The organism is Gudongella sp. QWL-04 (genome assembly GCF_058683975.1).
In genome coordinates this window covers 620773-641348 of the sequence record NZ_CM178754.1, presented here as the reverse complement: position 1 = coordinate 641348, position 20576 = coordinate 620773, and the positions used below count along the sequence as shown (strand labels likewise).

Sequence of the window (20576 nt, the reverse complement as noted above, 5' to 3'; positions counted from 1 at the left end):
GTCACTTGCCGAAGTGATGGAATTGGCAGACGTACTGGACTCAAAATCCAGCGGTGGCAACACCGTGCGGGTTCGACTCCCGCCTTCGGCACCATAAATTAACCCCTGTGAGACCTCACAGGGGTATTTTATTGCATTTGGATTTGCTTACATAGCAACTATTGAAAAATCCATATAAATCAGTGTCGCATCATCGTGGGTTTTTAATCTGCCAATAGATCTTTTTCCCAGATCTAATTCTTCGAGTCCTCTCAATTCCCTAATTACGTTACGAACTCCAACTACTCTTATTCGTTCAAGGAGATTATTTCTTGTGTATTTTATATTTAATGGAACAATGCCATCTGTCGATAAGAGGCATCTGACAATGTCCTTTATACAAAATTCCATATAGATCCCGTGGTCTATAGCATCTTCACTATGTCCCAGAATAAAATATCCACCAGCTGTATTCATTTTATTTCTGTTACGAATCAGGATACTTAACTCATCCTCAGTAAACCCCTTGAACACCAATTGTTTTTCTCTCTCAGGATTATTTTTCATGAGCTCAATTACCTCTGAATCAAAACCTTTTAAGGCTGGATCTGTAACAATAATGCACTTACTGTATTTATCTTCTACGGAAATTTCAACATCCCCAAGGACGAATGACTCCAGTATATCCCCATTCTTTCTAACTATTGCTATGCCCGCAGATAGTTGCTCATGTGGCAATAATGTTTTAATATCAACGAATTTCCCATAATCCGAATTAAATTTTCTAACCCCTAGCTTAAGTATAGATTGAATCGAGTTCGTAGTGTCGTCTATGTTCTTATACAAAAAATCCTTCCACCAATTGACCATCCAGCTGACATCATTGCACCCAGGTGTAAAGCTCCTGTCAGTCAGTGCTGATGCACCATCGATGACAAAAGCACTCATATTTGTCAGACCATATATATCTTCATTGTATTTTTTTACTGAGTCAGTATGAAATTCAATCTTCATATTACACCTTCCAATAGACATATTTTCTATCCTTATCTTAGTACTTACTGTTTGATAATAACACCAATGGAGTCATTTTATAAGAATTATAAAAATATAAAATAGGAAGAAATTATTCATAGTAAAATCTAATACAATTGGAGACAACCGGAATAATACTCGCTAGTAAATTACTATTAATCAATATTTCAAAATCCATCTATCTAAATTTGATATTATACAGTGTAATATTGTTGCTATATTGATATTATACTTACCTTTCTTCCCAAAGCTTCCAAAGCATCTTTTAACTCATTAATGAGAGACACCTTATACGTGTAGTTATAAGTAAATGCCCCTCCCTGGTGAGCTGGGTTTACTGCGTTCCCATGCCAAATTTTAATTTCTGTGGCTTCATTCAGTATGAGTTTTACGAGTCTTGATGCTGCATCTTCTTCACGCAGCCTATTAATCAGTTCAATACTTCGACTTCCTTGTACATACTCTTTCAATAAGAAAAGAACCTCACTTAGTGTTAATATCCCTTCTGTTACTAGATCTGCCCCTTCCATGTTAGCAATGGGCGGGAGCTTAGAATTGATGTCGCTTAGATCTACAATAAGTGGTACTTCCAAAAATGATGAGATTATATTTGCAGTTGTACCTCCTGACACTACCTTTAATCCAAATGCCTTTTTATATTCTTCAAAGTAGAGTCTATCCTGATTAGGATTTTTAGGAGGCCCTGTAAATAAATTGAGAGTTTGCTTTTCCTTTAGTGTTATAGAAAGTACGCTGGCATCATCTCCAGGTTTGAGGTCATATAGAATTTGTGTATGTCCGATCAACTCATGTGAAAGTATCCCTGCACCTTCCTTCTTAAGAGATAAACTCTTAATATATTCACTAATATTTTCCCACTGCCACCCTAAATTCAATAATCGTCCTACACCAGCATGGACAATCCCATCTGAAATAATAGTCAGATAATCCCCGGGAACCATATTAAATTTAGATTCATATAGCACTTTACCATGTATTTCTCGTTTTTTCTTAGTGGGTAGATTAATTTCACCACCTTTAAATAAAAAGAAGGAAGGATTGTCAAATTCGACTATACTAACTTCACCCTTCTCACTAATCTGAAGAATTGTGAATGTAGAATATGACAGTTTTCTAACGGAGCAAATTGGCAGGGTTGCTAATATGGTTTCCAAGGTATCTTCCAAAGTAGCTTCTTCCTTCAACATTGTAACAGCAATTTTCGAGGTTAACGTAGCTAAGATATTTGCCTTAACCCCGCTGCCTAGCCCATCAGATAAAACCATAATTTTCCCATTTTTTGTATCAAGGATTTCTATTTGATCACCACAAAGCTCCTCACCATATTTGTTAATAGACAGAGGGGCTACATCGATGAAGTATCCCATTGACTATATTTCCTCCTTAACTATCTCTTTTAATCTGTTTAAAGCAATTTTCGTTTCAGCAGTAGTTTCACCTAAAAGACTTGCTATTTCATGTGCAACTCGCATTTGCTTTTCTATAACCTTGTTTGTAATCTCTATCGTGTTTTCCTTCATTTTCTGATAGTCCTTTCTTCTTTGCTCTGATTCTGTTATGTCCGACATAATTACAAGAATCTGATTGTCTTTAGGCAAATGTAGAATACTTTGAATAACGACCAACTCATGTTTTTCGTAAAAGACTCTACGATTAAGTGAATTTTCTTTTGTTTCGCTGACCTCTTTAAAATAGAAATCATCCAATAAATAAGAAATAGGCAAGAATTTTAGCTCACTTGCTTTATGTCTAAAAGTAATTTCTGCAGATGGATTCATCTGTAAAATCGATAGATCCTCATCAAGAACAAAAATCATATTAGGTGAATTATAGAAAATCATATCACTCATGTGCTCTGCCCTTGTTCTCATAAAAGGCATGCACATTTCTACATCAGACATACCCTCAATAACAGCTGCTGCTTTTGCTCTGCAGTTATCATATCCACAGGCACTGCAGTCTAATTCGTCTTTCTTCTCAGTTTTACCCATCCTAGCTAACGTTCTGTTGATTTCTTCCTCAGAGTGGTATTGTTTTGAGATTGGGCTACTTAAATGGTTAAATCCCATGTTGATTTTATCATACGGAAGTATGTTGCTCTCATTACACCAACCCTTTGCTACATGTTGCTTGACTAACTGTTTTCTTAGAAACATACTATAACAATTCTTTGGAATACATGGGCCAGATATACAAGATTCGTAGCATGCATTAAGTTCTATGAATGCTTTTTCAATGTTCCCTTCTTCCAACTCTTTCAGAACTTCTTTAACTTGATTAATGCCTTCAACATGAAAAAAATCATACCCCTCGATGCTAAGCTTCTCATTAAATCCAGTCCCTATTTGCCCTTTGAGAGGATAGCTGTTTCCATTGATTCTTCCCCAAACAGATGGAAATACTCCAGGAAGGGAATCTATTGAAATATTTTCTTCATGAAATAGCTTATCAATCTCCTCAAATGTAATTACTGCGTCAATTATGCCTTCATTACGAACTGAATTGGACTCACATTTCTTACTCAAGCATGGTCCTATAAAAACTGTAAACTGATTATTGTCAGCCAGTTTTACTGCTTTTCCTGTTGCTATCATTGGTGAGACTACTGGTAGGAGGTATTTTGTCAAGTTACTATAATACCTCCTGATTAGAAGATTCACCGTTGGACAACAGCTGGTAATTGCATAAGTGGGGTGCTCTTTCATAATATAATCCATATAGGCTTTTGACACTTCTTCAGCTCCGCTAGAAACCTCGACAACCTCATTGAAACCTAGCATTTGCAACCCTTGTATGAATCCACCCTTGTTTTTGTAGAATCCAGCGAATGAAGGTGCAATTAGTGCTACAATTCTTTTCTTCTCTATCAATGCCTTTGATACTTTTTCTAAATCGCTCAGTATGTCTCTTGCATTTTGTGGACATGAAATAAAGCACTGCCCGCATGCAATGCACGATTCAGCGTTAATTATTGCTTGATTCTCGTGAAATCTTATAGCTTTAACAGGACAAGCGCGCACACATTTGTAGCAATTCCTGCAATTCGCTTCTTTAATGCTAATTATGTTCATTTTGAGACTCCTGCCATTTTTCTTCAAGAATTGATGCAACATTTTCCTTTGAAGCAGGAAAAATCGAGCCATTAATTTTAATACTAACACCTTCAGTGCAATGACCCATGCAAAAACTACCTCTAATCTCTACCAAACCTGAAATCCCTTTTTCCTCAAAAAATCTCTGCATCTCCTTCACAACGTCATAGGAACCTTTTATATGGCATGAGCTTCCAACACATACTTCGATTATCACTGATACACCTCCATCTTATTCTAAAATCTAAAGCACAAGTTAAATAATACATACAGTATATAGTTAAAATTTTAACAATTTATCGGTCACTTCGTCAAGTTCTATCATCCTAAATAAATTTCTATTTTATGTTAAACATTTAAACCCCTGCGAAATTTCGCAGGGATTTTGTTATTGCTGGATAGCTCTATACTTTTCTACGTTTCTAAGGTGCTCGTTATATGTCTTGGCAAATACATGCCCATTTTCGCCCATAACATAATAGAGATAATCATGCTCTTCAGGGTCAATAGCTGCCAATAAGGAATTCATACCGGGTGATGCTATAGGTCCAGGAGGCAGATCCCGATTCTTATACGTATTAAAGGGATTCTCCTTTTCCAGGTCAGAATAGAGAACCCTTGTCATGTGCTCTTTACCTTCGCCTATCCCGTATATCACTGTTGCATCTATTTGAAGATGCATTCCTTGCTCTAATCTGTTGTAGATCACACCACTTACGGTTTTTCTCTCTGCATCGTTGTATGCTTCCCTTTCGATAAGTGAAGCAATAGTGATGACCTGGTGTCTTGTCAACCCCAAATCTTCTCTTTTCAGCTCAACCTCTGGTGTCCAAAATTTATCCATCGTTCCTGTCAAGGTTTTTACTATTTCATTAAGGCTTTGTTTTTTTGAGAAATGGTATGTGTCCGGGAATAAATAACCCTCTAGTTTGAAATAAAGTTCTTCGGATGCTACTCCTTCGCTGTAGTTCTCTTCAAATATCAATTCTGTGGCTTCAATGAAATCATCAGCTGTGCCCAATCCAGACTCCTCAATTTTTTGTGCAAACTGGTATAATATAAAGCCCTCAGGGAAAGTAACCACCACAGGTATTTCCTGCTCTCCAAGCTGTATAAGTCTGTATATCTCATCTATGCCCTTTCCAGTCTCGAGTGTATAGGTTCCTGGTTTAATGTTCGTGGCAATCTCCTGGCCCTTGTACCTAAACCAAAGCCTGCTTTTTATTATACCTTTCTCATATATATCTTCAGCGATTGCCCCCAGATAATCTCCAGGTTCGACAACTATTTCGACTGGTCCTTGATTATAAGTTTTTGAAAGATATCCCGGTAGGAAAAAGAAACCTCCTATACCTGTCACAAGGACTATTAAAAGCAAAACTAAAAATAACTTTTTCATGTGATCCCTCACTATTAATCGATTTTTTTCGTATATATCCTATAGGTCTTGTAAATCTTACCACCATATTTTTCAATGTCAAGCTTCATCTGTTCATTATAATCCCAAATCGTAGAGCCTTCAACGTGGGTATACCCCTTTTCTACTGCGGCCTTGAAAATATGGTAATAGATGGCAGAGGAGACTCCTTTATTCCTATACTCAGGTATCACGAATAAAACAAAAAATCTCAACCCTTTGATTCTCTTACGGTAGAAGAGAAACTTAAAAATTCCTAAGGGAAAAAGACTGCCATTCATTTTAGACAAAACCTCATTATAATCCGGCAGAGCAATATTGAAGCCTATGGGTTCTCCCTTTAGATTTCTAGCAATATAAATAAGGTCTTCATCAGCATATGGTACCAGCTGCTTTGCTATGAGTTGTATCTCCTCATCATTTGGAGGAACAAAATCAAGCCACTCCTTTGGCATTGCCTTTTCAATTATCTTTTTTACATCCTCCATCTCCAGTTGAATTTCCTTCAATCGGATCTTATCAACTGTGAAATGATTTCTCTCCATTGCATATGGGACAAGCTTTTCATACCTTTTTATATTTTCATTTCTGCTGTCGCTTATATATGCAAATACATCATGATACTTCTCGAATCCGAAATTCTCGAACATCCTTGGGTAATAGCTTTTATTGTAGGTGTTCATGATCATAGTCGGATCATTGAAATTGTCCAAGAGAAATCCTCTGTTGTCATCTCCACCTGGAAGTGAGAATGGTCCCTTCATGTGGTCCATCCCCTTACTCTTCAACCATTCTTCAGCAAAACCAAGCAATTTAGATGATACTATTTCATCATCGACAGATTCAAATAATGATAAATACCCAGCCTTCAAACCTTTATCATGATTCAACTCATCATTGATGCCTACAAGAAGCCTGCCCACAACCTCGCCATTTCTTAGTGCCAATAGCTTAATGCTGGGCCCTGCCTGCTTTAAATAATTACCTACCCCATCAACATATTTTAGCTGTTCTGCTCTTAAAGGAGGTATCCAACCCGGATCGCCCCTGTAAAGTCTGTATTGAAGGTCTACAAACTGCTTTAAGTCGCTTTTAGTTTCAACACTCTTAATTAGAACTTCATCCCCGATGGCCAATTTTTCATCTCCCAGAATATTATTCAATTAAAAGCTCAATAAAATCGTTATTGTCTATGGCACCGAAGAAGTCCTGCAGAGCTATGGCTCCAAATAACTCCTCCAGACTTTTTCTTTCATACTTTGTTCCCTTGAGGGCATTTTCCAATTCTGCTATGTCCCTTGTTCCAAAGAAATCTCCAAAAATCCTGATATCATTGATCACACCCGACTTGACCTGAACCCTAACTTCTATACCTCCAACCGGGAATTTTCTGTAGTTCTTGACTCCAAAGTCAGGGGACTCTCCATAATTCCATTCCCAGGTACTGTACTTCTCCTTATATAGCGTGTTTATATCTTGAAGCTGTTCTTCTGACAACACATATTCAATCTTGTCCTCGCCGGAATACTCAAATATATACTCCAGGAGCATCTCCTTGAACTTTGATATGTCTACATTATCCTTCATATATGGCTTTATATTTGTCACTCTGGAGCGGACAGATTTTACACCCTTGGATTCATACTTGTCCGCCCTTACGTTTAATGCCTTTGACAGCACTGTTAAATCAGTATCAAATAGTATAGTCCCATGGTTTAGAATCCTGCCCTTCCATACCGACTGCGCGATACCTGAAACCTTCTTCTCATCGACTGTCAAATCGTTTCTGCCCGAAAGCTTGGCTTCGATACCGAATCGCTCAAGTGACTTCAAGATAGGTATATTTATTTGCCCGAAATCGATTCGCTCTTTACCCTCAGATTTTGTAAAGATCGAAAAGTTAAGATTGCCGAGGTCATGATATACAGCCCCACCTCCGGTTATTCTGCGGACTACCTTAATGTCATTCTCTCTTACAAATTCCTGGTTGATCTCCTCTATAGTGTTCTGATTTTTCCCAACTATGATTGCTGGACCATTTATCCAGAGAAAGACATAATCTTCACCCTCAGGAAGGTTTTTGAAGCAAAATTCTTCAAAAGCCAGATTATAATGCGGATCATTAGAAAGATTAGTAATATATTTCATTCCAGCCTCCTATTTCCCTATCATCATATTTAAATCCATAAGTTGTCCCTGTAGCTCAAGCAATTTATTCTTTAATAAATCAAAATCCTTTTCAAGCAGTTTTTCGTCAAATAATCCATTGGATCGGCTGATCAATGCATTGAACTGATTATACACACTTTCAAGCTCCTTGGATATTTGTTCCTTAAGTATCTCGGGTTCCATAGTGATTCCCTTTTCTACCTCAATGGCGTCGACTGCTACACTATAGGTGTTTCCGAGCTTAGGGATAATACAGTTGATCCCATAGGCCTTTTCGATTTCTTTAGCAAATATTTGAGAAACCTCTTTTTCACCATGGACAAGGAATATTTTTCTCGGTTTCTTCTTAAACTCACCCAGCCATTTCAAGAGGAAGGGCTGATCTGCATGGCCTGAAAATCCCTCTAGATTATGGATCTGAAGTGCAACGTTTAATTCCTCACCTAATATCTTGACTCTTTTTACTCCGTCAAGCAGTATCCTTCCAAGAGTTCCCTCAGCCTGATATCCAACAAATATCAGTGAATTTTTTGGATCCCAGATATTGTGCTTTAGATGGTGTCTTATTCGACCCGCATTAGCCATCCCGCTAGCGGAGATTATTACCTTTGGGTAAGAAGATTTATTCAGCGCCATAGACTCTTCCTGGCTTCTTACATAATGTAGATTATCAAAGGAGAATGGGTTATCCCCACTCAGGATCAGTTCCTGTGTTTCCTTGTTAAAGCTCCCAGAATTTCTTTGGAATATCTCGGTTGCATTTATAGCCATGGGACTGTCAATATAGATAGGTACCCTCATGTGCTGTTCAATATCGCCATATTCATAATAGTGGTTTAGCTCGTATATAAGCTCCTGTGTCCTCCCAACCGCAAATGATGGAATTAAGACTGTACCTCCCCTTTCAGCAGTTTCGTCTATGATCCTTATCATTTTCGCAGTACTTTCCTTAAATGGTGGATGGATCGTATCTCCATAGGTAGATTCCATTATCAGATAGTCAGCATCCTCTATAAACTCTGGGGTGTTAATGATAGGCCTTCCTGGCATTCCTATGTCTCCTGAGAATACCAGCTTTGTTAAAGATCCCTTTTCATTTATCCACAGCTCAAGGATTGAGGAACCAAGAATATGTCCTGCATCTCTAAATCTTAAGGAGATTTCTCCATTTATGTCCACTTTCTGTTCATATAGGTATGTTTCAAAGTACTTTAGGCTTTGCTCTGCATCTTCGCTTGTATACAATGGTTCGATCATTGGCAGACCGGCTCTTTGTCTCTTCCTATTGTCCCACTCAGCATCTGATTCTTGAATTTTAGCACTGTCCAACAACATAATGGTGCAAAGATCAAAGGTTGCCTTAGTAGCTATTATTCTTCCTCTAAAGCCTTCTTTGACAAGTTTGGGGATCCTGCCGCTATGGTCGATATGTGCATGAGTTAAGATCAAGATATCTACATCAGCAGGATTAAAAGGAAACTCTCTGAAATTCATCTTCTCTTTTTCCTGGTTCCCCTGAAACATTCCGCAGTCTATCAGAATATTATGGTGCTCTGTTGAAAGCATGTAATTTGAACCTGTTACCATTTCAGTCGCTCCAAAAAAACTAAGATTCATGCGATCCCCTCCTGTTTTGTCAGATGTAAAAGACTATCTACATATTATTATAGCACTAATGAAAAACAGATGGCTACCTCATAATTAGGCAGCCACCCTGAATTTATTGTGCACTCGTTATTTCGGTCCATATTCTGTCATATTCGGATAGAATATCCTGAGGGTCCTTGAAAATCTCTGTGTTCTCCAGTAGGTTATCTGCCGGATAAGCTACAGGACTGTTTTGTATCTCCTCTGGAAGCATTTCTACGGCTGCAGGGATTGGTGATGAATAACCAATATACTCAGCATTTATTGCTGCTATATCTGGTCTAGTCATGAAGTTTATAAATTTCTCTGCATCAGTTTGATTCTCTGCATTCTTTGGGATCACCATAGCATCAAACCAAAGGTTTGTTCCTTCTACAGGTAATACATACTCCAGATCCTCATTTTCCTGCATCATTGCTACGGCATCTCCCGACCATACCACTGCAATAGCTGCCTCTCCGCCTGTCATTACTCCCTTGACCTCGTCTCCCAGGTAAGCGTAAACCAAAGGCTTTTGAGCGATCAGCTCATCTCTGGCTTCTTCAAGCTCTTTGATATCTCTTGTATTCATTGAATAGCCTAATTTTTTGAGTGCAACTGCCAGAGTATCTCTCTGACTATTCAGCATTATGATTTGTCCGGAAAATTCATCATCCCATAAATCCGCCCAGCTTGTTAACGGCCTTGAAACCATAGATTTATTGTAGATTATTCCTACAGTACCCCACATATATGGGACTGAATACTCATTGGTTGGATCATAGTCGAGCCCCATGAATTTTTCATCCACATTGCTTAGCTGATCTATATTGCCCATATTGATTTTCGCAAGTAGATCTTCTTTTATCATTCTCTCTATCATGTAATCAGAAGGTATTATGACATCATAACTGCTGCCACCCTGTTTAAGTTTGATATATAGGTCCTCGTTTGTTGCATATGTGTCGTAAACTACCTTAACTCCATACTCCTCTTCAAACATGCTCAATACCTCTGGTTCTATATAGTCTCCCCAGTTGTAGACGTTAATTGAGGGCTTTTTACCCCCACACCCTGATATGATCACTGAAATTACCAGTGCCATTATCAAAATAAATCCAACTCTCCTTTTCATCTTACTACCTTCTTTCCTCAAAAGATTTTTCCTGCTTTTCTGTCCTATAGTTTATTATCATAAGCAATGATACCATAGTAATGAACATAAGCGTCGAAAGTGCATTTATAACAGGATTGATGCCTCTTCTTGCCATAGAGAAAATAGTTATGCTCAGATTTGATATCCCATGTCCTGTAGTAAAAAAGCTTATTACAAAATCATCTATAGACAACGTGAAAGCCAAAAGGGCTCCTGTTATTATACCAGGCATGATCTCAGGTATCACAACTTTCCTCAAAGCATAAAATGGTGTTGCGCCAAGGTCCATGGCCGCCTCAGCCAGGTGTTTATTCATCTGCTTAAGTTTCGGCAGGATCGAAAGTATAACATATGGGAGACAGAACGTAACGTGTGCCAGAAGCATTGTAAGAACGCCAAACTCCAGCTTAACGAATCTAAATAGCGTCATCAACGCAACGGCTGTTACTATATCCGGATTCAGGACCGGCAGATAGTTCAGGTTCAAAACCAACTTCTTCCCTAAGCCATTCATTCCATATATCCCTATTGCCGCAAAGGTTCCGATTATCGTTGAAATCAGCGATGATGTTATGGCTATAAAAATAGTGTAATATAATGCTCTGAGAACCTCTCTGTCCTTAAATAGCTCGAAATACCACCTCAAAGTGAAACCATTCCATACTCCCCTGGATTTTGAATCATTGAAGGAAAAAACAATCAGCACTAAAATAGGAGCATAGAGAAACAAAAAGATCATAAAGGTATAAAGTCGCTTGAGACTCTTTTCTACCATAAGCCCCCACCTCCTTCTCCTTCCTTCTCTTTATCGAATTTGGAGGTCAATGCCATTGAAAGGAGAATAAAGACCATCAGTATTATTGACATTGAGGATCCAAAGTGCCAGTCTCCTGTATATCTGAACTGTTGTTCAATAAGGTTCCCGATCAGAGTTGATTTATTCCCCCCCAAAAGACTTGATATTACAAAGGTACTCACTGCAGGTATAAAAACCATAGTTATCCCTGTTATTACACCTGGCAGACTTAAAGGAAAAATAACCTTAAGAAATGTCCTTCTCCTGTCTGCACCAAGGTCTTCAGCTGCTTCTATAAGATTTCTATCCATTTTTGACATTACAGAAAAAATTGGCAGCACCATAAATGGAAGGAAGTTATAAACCATCCCAAGCAGTACAGCAGTGTCATTATATAGTAGATCAAGACCTTGAAAACCCAATCTCCCTGCAATATAATTTATTATCCCATTTTTCCCTAGTAATGTCAGCCATGCATATGTCCTTAAGAGGAAGTTCATCCACATTGGTATTACCAGCATCAATACCATGACATTTCTTGTTTTTGGTCTTTCCTTACTGATTATAAATGCTATAGGATATCCCAGCACCAGACAGATTGCGGTTGAAACAACCGCCAGCCAAATCGATCGATAAAAAACATTCAGGTAGATGGGGGTTAAAAACCTCTTATAATTATCCAGGCTGAAAGTGAATTCGGATAATGTCTGGCTGTCTCCTGTTGTGAAGGCAAAGTACAATACAAGAAATAGAGGTACCACTATAAATATCCCAAGCCATATGAAATAAGGAAAGGCAGTATTTCTAATCCTCATCACCCACGCTCCTCTTCATGATGTGTATGTTTTCAGGGATGACCCTCATACCGATTTCTGTATCAACTTCCTTCATTATTGTAGAATGTATTGTCCAAATAAAGCTGCCGTTTTGTACCTCCATCTCATAATGAACTCCCTTGAAGGTAACACTTATTACCCTTCCAGTGATCTGGCCATCTTCAACAGGCACTATATCAAGGTCCTCAGGTCTTATTACAATATCTACAGGTTCTTCTTTTTCAAATCCTTTATCGACGCATGGAAATACCTTCCCTGCAAATTCTACCCTATAGTCCTCAAGCATTGTGCCTTCAATTATATTGCTTTCCCCGATAAATCTTGCTACAAACCTATTTTTTGGTTCATTGTATATATCGGTCGGGGTACCTATCTGCTGAATTCTACCCTTGTCCATTACTACTATGGTGTCAGACATTGTAAGAGCTTCCTCCTGGTCATGTGTTACATACACAAAGGTGATCCCTACACTTTTCTGTATTTTCTTAAGCTCCATCTGCATTTCTTTTCTTAGCTTAAGATCAAGGGCTCCAAGAGGTTCATCAAGCAACAAAACCTTTGGTTCATTTACAAGTGCTCTTGCTATTGCAATTCTTTGCTGTTGACCACCACTTAATGAGTCGATGTCTCTTTTCTCATAGCCTGTAAGGTTGACAAGCCTGAGCATCTCAGCAACTCTAGGAGCTATGTCAGCATTAGGTATTTTTTTTATCCGAAGTCCAAAAGCAATATTCTCAAATACATTTAGGTGAGGAAATAGAGCATATTTCTGAAATACGGTGTTGATTTGTCTCAGATACGGTGGCTGTTTAGTTATGTCCTTCCCTTCAAATATCACTTTGCCGGAAGAAGGGGCTTCAAAGCCTCCTATGATCCTCAAGGTTGTGGTTTTTCCGCACCCACTCGGTCCAAGCAGAGTAAGGAACTCATTTTGTCGAATATATAGACTTATATTCTCGAGAACTGTAGTGTCCCCAAAATCTTTTGATATATCAACCAAATCTATTGCATTTAATTTCGTCATTCTATCACTTCCTTACTAAAAATTAGGAGGAGTGCTCACCCATATGAATGTTGCCTCAGTTTTTCCAGCGTTTGATATCGAGTGATCACTATTAGTTCTGTAGTAGAAGCTTTCGCCCTTTTTGACTTTATGCTTCTCAGCTCCCAGGTTCACATGAATAGCACCTTGAAGTACGTATCCAAATTCCTCACCTTCATGTGGGTTGTCCTCCTTTGTTTTTCCTCCCGGCTGCAAGCTTAAAAGGATGGGCTCCATAAGGTTCTTCTGCGCATTTGGTATTATCCATCTTAAGGTATACTTTAACTCATCATTGGTTGTTTCAAAGGCATCTTCCTTGCGGAATACAATTTTTTCCTCAGTCGCTTCATTGAAAAAGTCTCTAAGATTAGTCCCCAGGCCTTCCAATATATCCATAAGCGTAGCTATTGACGGAGAGGTCAGGTCTCTTTCCAGCTGCGATATGAATCCCTTTGTCAACTCACATCTGTCTGCCAATTCCTCCTGAGTAAGATTCTTCTTGACCCGAAGTGCCTTTATTTTTTCTCCGATATTCATGACACACCCCCTTGGAAATCATATATCACTAAACAATTTGTTTATAATCACTAAACATTCACCATTTAATTATAGTGTAGGAAACAGTCAGTGTCAATAAAAATAATCACTGAAACAGTTTGTTCTGTGTTGTAAAACCTAATTACTGCTTCAATTGACTAAACTTAAAGTTTACCAATGCACTACAAAAAAAACAGAACCTTTCGGTTCTGTGAAATTTATATGCTTTATTCAATATTAACGATCTTAAGGTTTGATAAGGCATCCTCTATCAATCCCTCTACATCCAGATTGCTCTCCGAACTTAAAATATCAACAAGCTTTGGCTTCGTGACGGGATGCTTCGGAAGGAAAACTGAGCAGCAATCTTCAAATGGTTGTATTGAGGTCTCATATGTCTCAATGTCCTTTGACCACTTGATGATGTCGACCTTGTCCATGCCTATCAAAGGTCTTAGGATAGGCATGCCAGCTGATCTGTTTATAACATCCACACTTTGAATGGTTTGGCTGGCTACCTGGCCCAAATTCTCACCGGTTATCAATGCGTCATAACCTCTGGGGGTTGCCAGTTTTTCAGCTATTCTCATCATAAATCTTCTTGATATTATCGTCATTTCATCCTCAGGACAGCATCTTCCGATTTCCTTCTGGATACTTAAAAGATTGACGCTGAAAATTTTCAATGGTCCCGTATATCTTGCCATGATCCTGGCAAGATCATATATCTTTTCCTCAGCTCTTTCAGAGGTGAAAGGATATGAGTGAAAATGGATACAGTCAATATCAACTCCTCTTTTTGCCATCAAAAACCCTGCGACATGGCTGTCGATCCCGCCTGATAAAAGAAGCAGACCTCTACCGTTTGTCCCTACAGGCAATCCTCCAAAGGCTTTGTCTCTCTTTATATAAACATATCCTTTTTCCTTCACATCAACTCTCACAAGTATCTGAGGATTGTGTACATCTACGCTTAGATTTCCAGAATTTTTAAGGATATGACCGCCTATATCCCTCGATATATCAGGTGACTTGAGAGGATACCTTTTATCTGATCTGGTTACGTCAACTTTGAATGTAAACACTTTGTCCACTTGATCAGTGAACTCCTTGACCGCCAAAAGTGAAGCTTGCCTTATGTCCTCCATTTCTGTGGTTGTTCTAATGCAGGGGCTGATGTATACAAGACCAAATACCTTCTTAAGTCTATTTACTGCAATATCTTCGTTGCCTTCAAGTCCTTCGATATAAATCTTTCCCTGTTCCTTGTATATGGAAATATCACCAAGACCTTCCAGAGCTCGTCTGATATTTTTAATCAGCTTGTCCTCAAAATACTTCCTGTTCAACCCCTTAAGAACAACTTCTCCCAGGCTGACACTTAAAACCCTATCCAACTGATCATCTCCTCATTATACTTCTGATTTCAACTGCTGCATTTGATATCTCTCTGGCTGCGATCCTGATATCATCTTCCGTGTTCTCCATCGAAAAACTTATTCTCAATGTTCCTTCGATACATTTATCGTCCAGCCCAATTGCCTCGAGTACGTGGCTTCTACCTACTCCTTTTGACGAACATGCAGAAGTGGTTGATAAGTAAATATCTTTATCCTCCAGAGTATGAACCATCACCTCTCCTCTTGTTCCTGGTATAGAAACATTTAATATATAAGGGGAAAATAATCGATCCTCTGGAGAATTGATCCTTATTTCCGGTACAGCTTCAGTCAATAGATCTATCATCAAAGATTTAAGGTTCTTGACATGAGCCAACTCATGACTGCTGTCCTTAGAAACAAGTGACAAGGCTGTTGAAAGCCCTACTATACCTGGTACATTCTCAGTTCCTGATCTTAAGCCTTTTTCCTGGTTTCCTCCGAAGCACAAGGGTGGTATATGGATTTTGGAACTGAGATACAGCCCTCCGATTCCCTTTGGCCCATGAAGCTTATGACCACTAAATGCATAGCTGTCAACACCCCAAGCCTTTAGGGAAAGGGGTAGTTTCGCAAAGGATTGTACTCCATCCAGGTGAAAATGGGGCTTAGATTTTAAATTGCCAAGTACTTTACTAATTTCCTCAATATCCTGGATAATACCTACTTCGTTATTAACATGTATTAATGTAACCAGGATTGTGTCCTCTCTAAGTGATTCCTTCAGTTCATTGACGTCTATCCTTCCATAGCTATCATTCTTTAGCCAGGTTATGTCGAAGCCTTTCTTTTCCAGATGTTTCAATGTGTTCATAATAGCTGGGTGTTCTATTGATGTAGTTACTATATGCTTTCCTCTACCGGACCTAATACTTGCAACTCCCTGGACCACAATATTGTTGCTCTCAGTACCACCAGAAGTAAAGTATATTTCACTTTCATGAACCTTGAGAAAATCGGCAGTACGGATTCTTGCTTCCTTCACAAGCTTTTCTGCTCTTAGACCGAGTCTATGAAGAGAGGAAGGATTCCCAAACTCTTCTGCCATTGTCCTAGCCACTGCAGCGACCACCTCAGGTTTAGGACGGGTAGTTGCACAATTATCAAGATAAATCAAGCTCTCACCTCTTAGTAACCCAGTTCTTCATTGACCAGATAAATGACAATCTTACCAACACCACCAGGTTTTTTATTAATAACAGTCTCGATATTACAAATACGTTGCGGTGAATCACAGTCCCCGCATACACCGGTGTAAACACAGGGTGTAGTAAGATTAAGCCTCTTTGCATTCAAAGGTGCTGCAGTGTGTTCTATCCTGTAAATGGCATCCCCATAATTTCTTACCACTTTGTTTCTTCCTGCAACTATGTACACTCTTTCATGTCCATAGAACATTGATGATACCCTATTCCCAGTGCCATCTTTATTAACCAGCTTGCCATCCTCAGTAACTGCATTCGAACTTGTTATGTATACCTTTGAGCTCGCAGCATTTCTTAGTGCAGCACCTTTATCCTCAGCCTTCCAGTGCCAGTATACAGTGTTCCCTCTTTCAGTTAAATGACTGTAGATCCCCATATCCTGGAGAGTAATGGAACCTCCTAAGCCAACCGTTTCATCAATTTTGATATCCTCCATCAATGCAGATACAGCCTCTTCTTTTGTATCAAAAACTCTCACACCAAAACCATTCTTTTGCAATGCTCTGACAGCCTTATCCATGCTCTCTCTCCTTTCTTGTAACTAACTTCTAACATTATATCCAATATTTTCCCCATTTTAAACTGTTTTCTAGATTATTGATAATAAATATCAATATGTTCTTGCGTCTAAATATCATATTTGTTATAATCTATATGAGGTTATCCCCCTGGTAGCCTCAAGTAAGATCTCTATTCCCAATACCCCTTTTGAACGGTTTTGTTCCATCCTGTGTAAATGGGATGAAAGACTCCAAATACGGAGTCTTCTTTTTTTTCCTAGTTCGTGTTACTATTTTATTGAAGGGTTTGTAGGATAAGATTATCAAAATCACAAAATAACGTGGAGGGTATTATGAAGCATAAACTCGCTATGATTTTTACAGGTGGAACTATAGCTATGAAGATCGATCCGGATCTCCATGCTGCTATACCAGCACTGAATGCGGATGAGATCCTCGGGATGATAAAAAATGTCGAGGACTTGACTGATCTTGAGATAATCAATTTCTCAAATCTGCCCAGCCCTCACATTACTCCGGATATAATGATGGAGCTCTATAAAAAAACCAAGGTGCTTTCTGAGAACGAATCGATTACTGGTATAATAATAACCCATGGTACTGATACTCTTGAAGAAACAGCTTATCTTCTAGATCTTCTATTGGATACACCAAAGCCTGTTATCCTGGTAGGAGCAATGAGAAACTTTTCAGAACTGGGGTATGACGGTTCAAGCAACCTGGCGGCGGCAATATGTACCGCTCTTTCTCCCAAATCCAGGGATAAGGGTGTCCTTGTAGTGATGAATAATGAAGTAAATGCAGCAAGTCAAGTAACAAAGACAAATACCCTATCTCTGGATACTTTCAAATCACCGGAATTTGGACCGCTTGGTATCGTAGATAACGATGAAGTGATCTATTATAGGAGTATACCTGACAGACAAAGAATAGAAACCGACAGGCTTGAACAAAAGGTAGCCCTAATAAAGGCCGTCCCAGGGCTTGGGTCAGATATCTTCAGTTTTTATATTGAGTCTGGCTACAAAGGCATCGTGATCGAGGGTCTCGGGAGAGGCAATGTACCTCCACAGATGATCGGCGGTATAAAACAAGCAATATTTTCTGGCATCCCTGTCGTCCTTGTATCAAGATGCAATACAGGAAGGGTTTTATATACTTATGGTTATGAGGGTGGAGGAAAGCATTTAAGAGATATGGGAGTAATATTTGGAGGAAATCTGCCTGGACAAAAAGCAAGGATCAAGCTGATGCTTATACTTGGGATGACCAAGGATATGGATAGAATAAAAGATTTATTCGAAAAAACAATCTGAAATTTATTCATTTAAGTAATAACGCCTCAGATATTTGATCAGTCTGAGGCGTTATTACTATTTCTTATTTTTCGTTATTCAGGAACGCTGAGGCATCCTTTGACACCTGCAAAATTATCTCAATCCACTTAAGCTTATTTTCTTCAGTAAATCTGGTATGAGGTCCGGATATAGAAATACATGCTAAAACCTCACCGTTGGCTCCAAATACAGGAGCAGCTACACAAGATACATCATCGTCTCGTTCCTCTACGTCGAAGCCATAGCCCTTCTCCCGTATGACCTTCAGTTCACTAAAAAGCTGTTTCTTCGTGGTGATGGTATTCCTAGTGAATTTAGTCATTACATAATCCTTGAGGATTTCATCCCTCTTACTGTCATCCATATACGCAAGAAAAATCTTCCCCGATGCTGTGCAATGTAAAGGCGCAGTAGCTCCTGTCTTCGTGAACATTTTTATTAGCTTGTCACTTTCCTCCTGTGCAATGTAAACAATAGATTTTCTATCCAAAACTGTAAGATTGGCAGTCTCCCCTGTCTCCTTCTTAAGCTTCACGAGAAACTGTCTCAGAGCTGCGCCAAGATTATTTTGGCTAAATGCTTTCATGCCCAGCTGCCACAGCTTCAAGCTTAGCTGATATTTTTTGGTCCTCTCGTTCTGAGTGATAAAGTTTGACTCTTTAAGGGTATTTAGCAGGTGATAGGTTGCGCTTACACCATAGCCTAAGCCCTCGCTGATTTCAGTTGCACCCATTTCTTGTTCGCTTTCAGCAATATAATTAATTATCTCCACGGCCTTTATCACTGAACCTATGGTTTTCCGCTGTTTAGTCTCTATTTCCAAATCGGCTTCCTCCCAAATATATGATATAATTATTGTATACTATTTTTCCCATCAGTAAAAGCACTATTTGCAGTCTAAATGCATTAAGGAGCTGTGATTTATGGAAATTCTAAAAATACCTATCAGTCCCAGTCCTGGGGAATACACATTCGTAGATCTTAAGAAGCTTCTGATCCTGGACATTGAAACCACTGGACTTTCAAGAGAGTATAACTGGATATATCTTATAGGTCTTGCCTATTATGAATCCGAGAAAAAGAAATGGTTTATAGAGCAATTATTTGCTGAAAATTCTTCGGAGGAAAATGATATACTTTCAGCTCTTTTACCCTATCTCAATTCAAGAACTCTTGTCGTCACTTATAACGGGGATTCCTTCGATCTTCCCTTCATTAAGGCTAGAATGGATAAGCATTCTATTTCTATGACGCCCATAGAGTCATTGGATCTTTATAAGCTTCTTAAAAATAATAGTGATTTTTTCGCTTTTCCCAATCTTAAGCTTAAGACTGTTGAAGAGAGCTTAGGAATTTTGCGGGAAGATCAGTACTCTGGTAAAGAATGTATTGATTTCTATAAAGAATTTATTAAAACGGGCTCAGCTGCTTTGAGAGAAATCGTCTTAAAGCATAATCACGATGATCTTTGCTCTATGCCTGAATTGCTAAGGCTTATCCAAATAGTCGGCGATAGTAAAACAGTAAGGGTCGTTAACAATGGCCAAACCATAAATCTGTATATTAAGGAGCTTGGAATTATTGAAGAGATGTTGCTCATAAATGGGACCTATACTTCAGACAGCGATGTCCCTATACGCTATTATGCTCAAGGTTGGTCATTGGATCTAAGGGATGACAACACTTTCAACATAGCCTATGAGATAATCTATGCGATAAGCGAGAGTGATCTCAAGGTTGCCCTGATAGACGTTGTTAATCTCGGAATCTCAGAAGAGGGCTTCTCAAACATGGATATGAGAATCCCTAACGGATATATAATAGTATCGGCAGGAAGAAATCTGAATACTGATAATATCAAATCCTTGATAATAAGGCAGCTTTCAGAAATATTAGTTTAAAACAGTAAAACTCATCATAGCGATGAGTTTTTCTCTTTGGTGGGCCTTCAGGGACTCGAACCCCGGACCTACCGGTTATGAGCCGGGCGCTCTAACCGACTGAGCTAAAGGCCCATTTATCATTTAATGATAAATGGTGGTGGACCTGGGTGGACTCGAACCACCGACCTCACGCTTATCAGGCGTGCGCTCTAACCGCCTGAGCTACAAGTCCTTGCTAAATAAAAATGGCAGGGGCGGAAGGAATCGAACCCTCATCGACGGTTTTGGAGACCGCTGTTATACCGTTTAACTACGCCCCTGTATTAAAATAATTCACAATACAATCCATCAACGCATCATGGGATGCAATGAATAAATTGGAGATTGTGAATAGATGGGATGGTGCCCAGAGCCGGAATCGAACCAGCGACACGTGGATTTTCAGTCCACTGCTCTACCGACTGAGCTATCTGGGCAGGTAACTA

19 protein-coding genes and 5 tRNA genes are annotated in these 20576 nt (G+C 39.0%); 3 read left to right on the top strand and 21 right to left on the bottom strand.

The genetic code is table 11. The annotated features are described in order from the left end of the window. Positions 1–7: 7 nt before the first annotated feature. Positions 8–94, top strand: a tRNA-Leu gene (locus tag AC4PHB_RS03225). Between the two features lie 53 nt (positions 95–147). On the opposite strand, the gene AC4PHB_RS03220 is transcribed toward AC4PHB_RS03225, so the two are convergent. The 16 genes from AC4PHB_RS03220 to AC4PHB_RS03145 form a co-directional block, all read right to left on the bottom strand. Further along, positions 148–993 carry a hypothetical protein gene (locus AC4PHB_RS03220; RefSeq protein ID WP_492137208.1) on the bottom strand — a complete coding sequence of 282 codons (846 nt, stop codon included), beginning with the start codon at positions 991–993 and terminating at the stop codon, positions 148–150. 236 nt (positions 994–1229) lie between these two features. Then, complete coding sequence (locus AC4PHB_RS03215; protein WP_492137207.1) at positions 1230–2402, bottom strand: SpoIIE family protein phosphatase; 1173 nt, start codon at positions 2400–2402, stop codon at positions 1230–1232. A 3-nt stretch (positions 2403–2405) separates the two neighbouring features. Then, the gene (locus tag AC4PHB_RS03210; protein ID WP_492137206.1) at positions 2406–4106 is read right to left on the bottom strand and encodes a [Fe-Fe] hydrogenase large subunit C-terminal domain-containing protein; all 1701 of its coding nucleotides are present in this window, start codon (positions 4104–4106) and stop codon (positions 2406–2408) included. After that, positions 4093–4344, bottom strand: coding sequence for a (2Fe-2S) ferredoxin domain-containing protein (locus tag AC4PHB_RS03205; RefSeq protein WP_492137205.1), 252 nt, complete (start codon positions 4342–4344; stop codon positions 4093–4095). Before AC4PHB_RS03205 ends, AC4PHB_RS03210 begins: the two co-directional genes overlap by 14 nt. Before the next feature lie 171 nt (positions 4345–4515). Further along, positions 4516–5526, bottom strand: a complete 1011-nt coding sequence (gene mltG, locus AC4PHB_RS03200; protein WP_492137204.1) for an endolytic transglycosylase MltG — start codon at positions 5524–5526, stop codon at positions 4516–4518. 14 nt (positions 5527–5540) lie between these two features. Next, positions 5541–6707 (bottom strand): GNAT family N-acetyltransferase, encoded by a 1167-nt coding sequence (locus AC4PHB_RS03195; protein ID WP_492137203.1) that lies wholly within the window; start codon positions 6705–6707, stop codon positions 5541–5543. Beyond that, complete coding sequence (lplA, locus tag AC4PHB_RS03190; RefSeq protein WP_492137202.1) at positions 6700–7692, bottom strand: lipoate--protein ligase; 993 nt, start codon at positions 7690–7692, stop codon at positions 6700–6702. Before lplA ends, AC4PHB_RS03195 begins: the two co-directional genes overlap by 8 nt. Before the next feature lie 9 nt (positions 7693–7701). Further along, the gene (locus tag AC4PHB_RS03185; RefSeq protein ID WP_492137201.1) at positions 7702–9330 is read right to left on the bottom strand and encodes an MBL fold metallo-hydrolase RNA specificity domain-containing protein; all 1629 of its coding nucleotides are present in this window, start codon (positions 9328–9330) and stop codon (positions 7702–7704) included. A gap of 103 nt (positions 9331–9433) precedes the next feature. Next, the gene (locus tag AC4PHB_RS03180; protein ID WP_492137200.1) at positions 9434–10474 is read right to left on the bottom strand and encodes an ABC transporter substrate-binding protein; all 1041 of its coding nucleotides are present in this window, start codon (positions 10472–10474) and stop codon (positions 9434–9436) included. A gap of 4 nt (positions 10475–10478) precedes the next feature. Continuing rightward, complete coding sequence (locus tag AC4PHB_RS03175) at positions 10479–11270, bottom strand: ABC transporter permease (RefSeq protein WP_492137199.1); 792 nt, start codon at positions 11268–11270, stop codon at positions 10479–10481. Then, positions 11264–12106: an ABC transporter permease gene (locus AC4PHB_RS03170; RefSeq protein ID WP_492137198.1), complete on the bottom strand. Its 843-nt coding sequence runs from the start codon at positions 12104–12106 to the stop codon at positions 11264–11266. Before AC4PHB_RS03170 ends, AC4PHB_RS03175 begins: the two co-directional genes overlap by 7 nt. Beyond that, positions 12096–13151 (bottom strand): spermidine/putrescine ABC transporter ATP-binding protein, encoded by a 1056-nt coding sequence (gene potA, locus AC4PHB_RS03165; RefSeq protein WP_492137197.1) that lies wholly within the window; start codon positions 13149–13151, stop codon positions 12096–12098. The genes AC4PHB_RS03170 and potA overlap by 11 nt, the downstream gene beginning before the upstream one ends. Before the next feature lie 15 nt (positions 13152–13166). Beyond that, a complete protein-coding gene (locus tag AC4PHB_RS03160) occupies positions 13167–13706 on the bottom strand; it encodes a helix-turn-helix domain-containing protein (RefSeq protein WP_492137196.1) in 540 nt (179 codons plus the stop codon). 227 nt (positions 13707–13933) lie between these two features. Then, positions 13934–15103, bottom strand: a complete 1170-nt coding sequence (gene thiI / locus AC4PHB_RS03155; RefSeq protein WP_492137195.1) for a tRNA uracil 4-sulfurtransferase ThiI — start codon at positions 15101–15103, stop codon at positions 13934–13936. Between the two features lie 4 nt (positions 15104–15107). Then, positions 15108–16262 (bottom strand): cysteine desulfurase family protein, encoded by a 1155-nt coding sequence (locus AC4PHB_RS03150; protein ID WP_492137194.1) that lies wholly within the window; start codon positions 16260–16262, stop codon positions 15108–15110. A gap of 11 nt (positions 16263–16273) precedes the next feature. Next, entirely contained in the window at positions 16274–16870 is a 597-nt protein-coding gene (locus AC4PHB_RS03145) for a lactate utilization protein (protein ID WP_492137193.1), read from the bottom strand. A 333-nt stretch (positions 16871–17203) separates the two neighbouring features. Here AC4PHB_RS03145 and AC4PHB_RS03140 point away from each other — a divergent pair, with 333 nt between their 5' ends. Further along, entirely contained in the window at positions 17204–18187 is a 984-nt protein-coding gene (locus tag AC4PHB_RS03140) for an asparaginase (RefSeq protein ID WP_492137192.1), read from the top strand. A 64-nt stretch (positions 18188–18251) separates the two neighbouring features. Here AC4PHB_RS03140 and AC4PHB_RS03135 read toward each other — a convergent pair whose 3' ends face one another. After that, entirely contained in the window at positions 18252–19031 is a 780-nt protein-coding gene (locus tag AC4PHB_RS03135; protein WP_492137191.1) for an IclR family transcriptional regulator, read from the bottom strand. Between the two features lie 100 nt (positions 19032–19131). Between AC4PHB_RS03135 and AC4PHB_RS03130 the strand changes: the two genes are divergently transcribed. Further along, the gene (locus AC4PHB_RS03130; protein WP_492137190.1) at positions 19132–20109 is read left to right on the top strand and encodes a ribonuclease H-like domain-containing protein; all 978 of its coding nucleotides are present in this window, start codon (positions 19132–19134) and stop codon (positions 20107–20109) included. Between the two features lie 37 nt (positions 20110–20146). On the opposite strand, the gene AC4PHB_RS03125 is transcribed toward AC4PHB_RS03130, so the two are convergent. The 4 genes from AC4PHB_RS03125 to AC4PHB_RS03110 all read right to left on the bottom strand — a co-directional run bounded on the left by AC4PHB_RS03125 (position 20147) and on the right by AC4PHB_RS03110 (position 20567). Further along, a tRNA-Ile gene (locus tag AC4PHB_RS03125) sits at positions 20147–20223 on the bottom strand. Positions 20224–20246: 23 nt separating this feature from the next. Further along, positions 20247–20323, bottom strand: a tRNA-Ile gene (locus tag AC4PHB_RS03120). Positions 20324–20337: 14 nt separating this feature from the next. Then, positions 20338–20411, bottom strand: a tRNA-Trp gene (locus tag AC4PHB_RS03115). 80 nt (positions 20412–20491) lie between these two features. Next, a tRNA-Phe gene (locus AC4PHB_RS03110) sits at positions 20492–20567 on the bottom strand. Between the last annotated feature and the right edge of the window lie 9 nt (positions 20568–20576).